General features: G+C 69.1%; 5 protein-coding genes. All 5 read left to right on the top strand.

Annotation, left to right across the window (positions count from 1 at the left end):
* A partial coding sequence (gene rplP, locus AC2VNT_RS16295; protein WP_486947843.1) for a 50S ribosomal protein L16 occupies positions 1–396 on the top strand: 396 nt, incomplete at its 5' end.
* Complete coding sequence (gene rpmC, locus AC2VNT_RS16290; protein ID WP_486947842.1) at positions 396–656, top strand: 50S ribosomal protein L29; 261 nt, start codon at positions 396–398, stop codon at positions 654–656. The genes rplP and rpmC, both read left to right, overlap by 1 nt.
* Complete coding sequence (gene rpsQ / locus AC2VNT_RS16285) at positions 653–1,027, top strand: 30S ribosomal protein S17 (RefSeq protein WP_486947841.1); 375 nt, start codon at positions 653–655, stop codon at positions 1,025–1,027. Before rpmC ends, rpsQ begins: the two co-directional genes overlap by 4 nt.
* Positions 1,028–1,032: 5 nt before the next feature.
* Positions 1,033–1,692: a hypothetical protein gene (locus tag AC2VNT_RS16280; protein ID WP_486947840.1), complete on the top strand. Its 660-nt coding sequence runs from the start codon at positions 1,033–1,035 to the stop codon at positions 1,690–1,692.
* A gap of 312 nt (positions 1,693–2,004) precedes the next feature.
* On the top strand, positions 2,005–4,247 hold a 2,243-nt coding region (locus AC2VNT_RS16275), incomplete at its 3' end, for an arylsulfatase (protein WP_486947839.1).

Genomic DNA, 4,247 nt, shown 5'->3' with positions numbered 1-4,247 from the left:
AAGCACCGTAAGCAACACCACCCGAAGCAGCGCGGCCTCGCCAGCGGCGGCACCGCGGTGACCTTCGGTGAGTACGGCATCCAGGCACTGGAGCACGCCTACATCACCAACCGGCAGATCGAGTCGGCGCGTATCGCCATCAACCGGCACATCAAACGTGGCGGCAAGGTGTGGATCAACATCTTCCCGGACCGGCCGCTGACCAAAAAGCCGGCCGAGACCCGGATGGGTTCCGGCAAGGGATCCCCGGAGTGGTGGGTGGCCAACGTCAAGCCCGGCCGGGTGTTGTTCGAGCTGAGCTACCCCAACGAGGAGGTCGCCCGCGCCGCGCTGACCCGAGCGATCCACAAGCTGCCGATCAAGGCGCGGATCGTCACCCGAGAGGAGCAGTTCTGATGGCAGTGGGTGTCTCCGCCGGCGAGCTGCGCGAGCTCAACGCCGAAGAACTAGTCGAGCGGCTGCGCAAGTCCAAGGAAGAGCTGTTCAACCTGCGCTTCCAGATGGCGACCGGCCAGCTCGGCAACAATCGCCGACTCCGCGCGGTGCGCCACGAGATCGCGCGCGTCTACACCGTGCTCCGCGAACGGGAATTGGGCCTGGCGTCCGGGCCGGAAGGCGCTCAGGGCGCCGAAGCTGTCGAAGGTAAGGAATCGTGATGGCAGAGGCCAAAACCGCTGCAACGGCCGCCCCGAAGAAGGCCGACCCGCAGAAGGACGCCGCGAAACCGGCCGCGACCGGCGAGAAGGGGCCGAAGCATACCCCGAGCACGCCGAAGCCACGCGGCCGGCGTAAGTCCCGGATCGGTTACGTGGTGAGCGACAAGATGCAGAAAACCATCGTGGTCGAACTCGAAGACCGGGTGCGGCACCCGCTGTACGGCAAGATCATCCGGACCACGAAGAAGGTCAAGGCGCACGACGAGCAGGGCATCGCCGGTATCGGCGACCGGGTCTCGCTGATGGAGACCCGCCCGCTCTCGGCGACCAAGCGCTGGCGCCTGGTCGAGATCCTGGAGAAGGCCAAGTAGCCCGGATGCACGGCCGGGCCGGTGTGGTCGCGATCGGCTTCCTATCGCTGCTGCTGGCCGGCTGCCACCTGACCGACGCGGGAGACACCGGCGACGAGGGCGGCTTGGCGCACACCGCACCGATGAGCACCACGCGGGCGGACGACGCAGCCGGAATCGAGACGACGCTGCCCGAGCACATCCCGCCGGACGCACTGATCTGCCTCTCCCCGGAGATCCAGCCGGGCACGCCGCTGACGGTGAAGGTCGCCGACCCGGCGGCGCCGATCATCGTGCTGACCGAGCCCGCCGACTGGACGACCGGCACCGGTGAGCCGCTGCCGTTGGCCGGGCCGGGTGGTCTCACCGGGTCGGTGGCGGTCGCCGCCACCGATCTCGATCCGGCCGCGGCGTTCGCCGATTACGCGGCGACGCTTCGTGCGTCGCACCCGGACGTTCAGCTGGAGGTCGGCGGGGCCAAGTTCTGCGGCTACAGCAGCCAGGTGCTGACCGGAACGTTCCCCGGGCCGGTGGGCCCGGTCGGCTTCGCCGATCGGATCACTCACATCTGGACCAACACCAAAAAGTATCTGGTCACGGTTCACCTGGAAGGCCCGGATGGCGATCCCGGTCTCGACGCGGCCAAACCGGTGCTGATGCAGCAGTTCACGGTAACCGTTCCCTGAGGCCGCGGTCCGGCCGGTTGAACGGGGGGCGGCTGCGCTGCCCACGTGAAGCCGGCGGCCCGGTCGTCGAACTGGTTCCGCAGCGCCGGCTTCATCCGTTGCTCCGTGACGACGGCACCGTCTTCCGGCGAGGCGACCCACGTGCGGTGCGCGGCGTGATCCACGCGGTCGTCACGATCGCCGTCACCGGGCACCAAAAGGAGAGCCGTCCGGGCGGGCCGTGGGCGGTCGTTACCCGGCATCGGCCCAGGGTCGTGGCAGACCTGCAAGGTAGGCTGCGACGCAATCGGCACGGGCAGAGCAGAGTGGGCGATGACAACGGCATTTACCGGCAGGATCGAAGTCGACATCCGCGACTCCGAGCCGGACTGGGGTCCGTTCGCCCCGCCGACCGCGCCCGCCGGCGCCCCCAACGTGCTCTATCTGGTCTGGGATGACACCGGGATCGCCACCTGGGATTGTTTCGGCGGACTGGTCGAGATGCCGGCGATGCGCCGGATCGCCGACCGGGGCGTGCGGTTGTCGCAGTTCCACACCACCGCGCTGTGTTCGCCGACCCGGGCGGCGCTGCTGACCGGCCGGAACGCGACCAGCGTCGGGATGGCCACCATCGAGGAGTTCACCGACGGCTTCCCCAACTGCAGCGGGCGTATCCCGTTCGAGACGGCGCTGCTCTCCGAGGTGCTGACCGAGCAGGGCTGGCACACCTTCTGCGTCGGCAAGTGGCATCTCACCCCGCTGGAGGAGTCGAACATGGCCGCCACCCGGCGGCACTGGCCGACATCCCGCGGTTTCGACCGGTTCTACGGTTTTCTGGGCGGCGAGACCAACCAGTGGTACCCGGACCTGGTCTACGACAACCACCCGGTCGAGCCGCCCGGGGCTCCCGAGGACGGTTACCACCTGTCCAAGGACATCGCCGAGAAGACGATCGAATTCATCCGCGACGCCAGGGCGGTCGATCCCGACAAGCCCTGGTTCGGCTACGTCTGCCCGGGGGCCGGGCATGCGCCGCACCACGTCTTCGCCGAATGGGCGGACCGGTACGCCGGCCGGTTCGACATGGGCTACGAGCGCTACCGCGAGATCGTGCTGGAGAACCAGAAGAAGCTGGGCCTGGTGCCGCCGGAGACCCGGCTGTCGGAAGTCAATCCGTACACCGACGCCACCGGCGCCGACGGGGCTCCGTGGCCGGCGCTGGACACGGTCCGGCCCTGGGACAGCCTGGACGCCGACGAGCGGCGGCTGTTCGCCCGGATGGCCGAGGTGTTCGCCGGATTCCAGAGCTACACCGACGCCCAGATCGGCCGGGTTCTGGACTATCTGGAGGAATCCGGCCAGCTGGACAACACCATCGTCGTGGTGGTCTCCGACAACGGCGCCAGCGGCGAGGGCGGACCGAACGGCTCACCGAACGAGAACAAGTTCTTCAACGGCTACCTGGACAGCACCGCCGAGGCGATGAAGCTGTACGACCGGCTCGGCGGCCCGGAGACCTACAACCACTACCCGATCGGCTGGGCGATGGCGTTCAACACGCCCTACAAGCTGTACAAGCGGTACGCCTCCCACGAAGGTGGGATCGCCGACCCGGCGATCGTCAGCTGGCCCGCCGGCATCGCCGCACACGGCGGGGTGTGCGACAGCTACGTCAACGTCTGCGACGTCACCCCGACCGTCTACGACCTGCTCGGCATCACCCCGCCGGAAACCGTGCGCGGGATCGCGCAGCGGCCGCTGGAGGGCGTCAGCTTCAAAGCGGCACTGGCCGATCCGGGGGTGACCACCGGCAAGCAGACGCAGTTCTACCAGATGCTCGGCACCCGCGGGATCTGGCATCGCGGGTGGTTCGCCGGCACCGTGCACGCGGCGGCGCCGGCCGGCTGGGGGCACTTCGCCGAAGACCGCTGGGAGCTCTACCACATCGAGGCCGACCGCAGCCAGTGCCGCGACCTGGCCGAAGAGCAGCCCGACAAGCTCGCCGAGCTGCAGGCGCTGTGGTTCGCCGAGGCGGAGAGATACAACGGACTGCCGCTGGCCGACCTCAACATCGTCGAGATGACCGGCCGCTGGCGCCCGCGCGCCGGCGGCGAACGGGACAGCTACACCTATTACCCGCACACCGCCGAGGTGCCGCTGGGCGCGTGCGTGGAGCTGCGCGGCCGGTCGTTCGCGGTCTTGGCCCGGGTCCGGGTCGACCGCGTCGATGCGGCCGGGGTGCTGTTCAAGCAGGGTGCCCGGCACGGTGGACACGCGTTGTTCGTCGACCGCGGACGACTGCACTACGTCTACAACTTCCTCGGTGAGCGGGAGCAGTGGCTCTCCGCGCCTGACCCGGTCCCGTTGGGGGAACACGTCTTCGGGGTCCGCTTCGAGCGCAGCGGAACCATGCCGGGCAGCCACACCCCGGTGGGCCGGGCGGCGCTGTACGTCGACGACGCGGCGGTCGCCACCCTGGGCGAGATGATCACCCAGCCGGGCGCGTTCGCGCTGGCCGGCGGCGGGGTCAGTGTCGGGCGCAACACCGGACAGGCGGTGTCGTCGGCGTACCGGGC

This window comes from Mycobacterium sp. TH-M15 (assembly GCF_057473705.1).
Note: the sequence above shows the minus strand (reverse complement) of the source record. Positions and strands in the feature narration are given on the sequence as shown.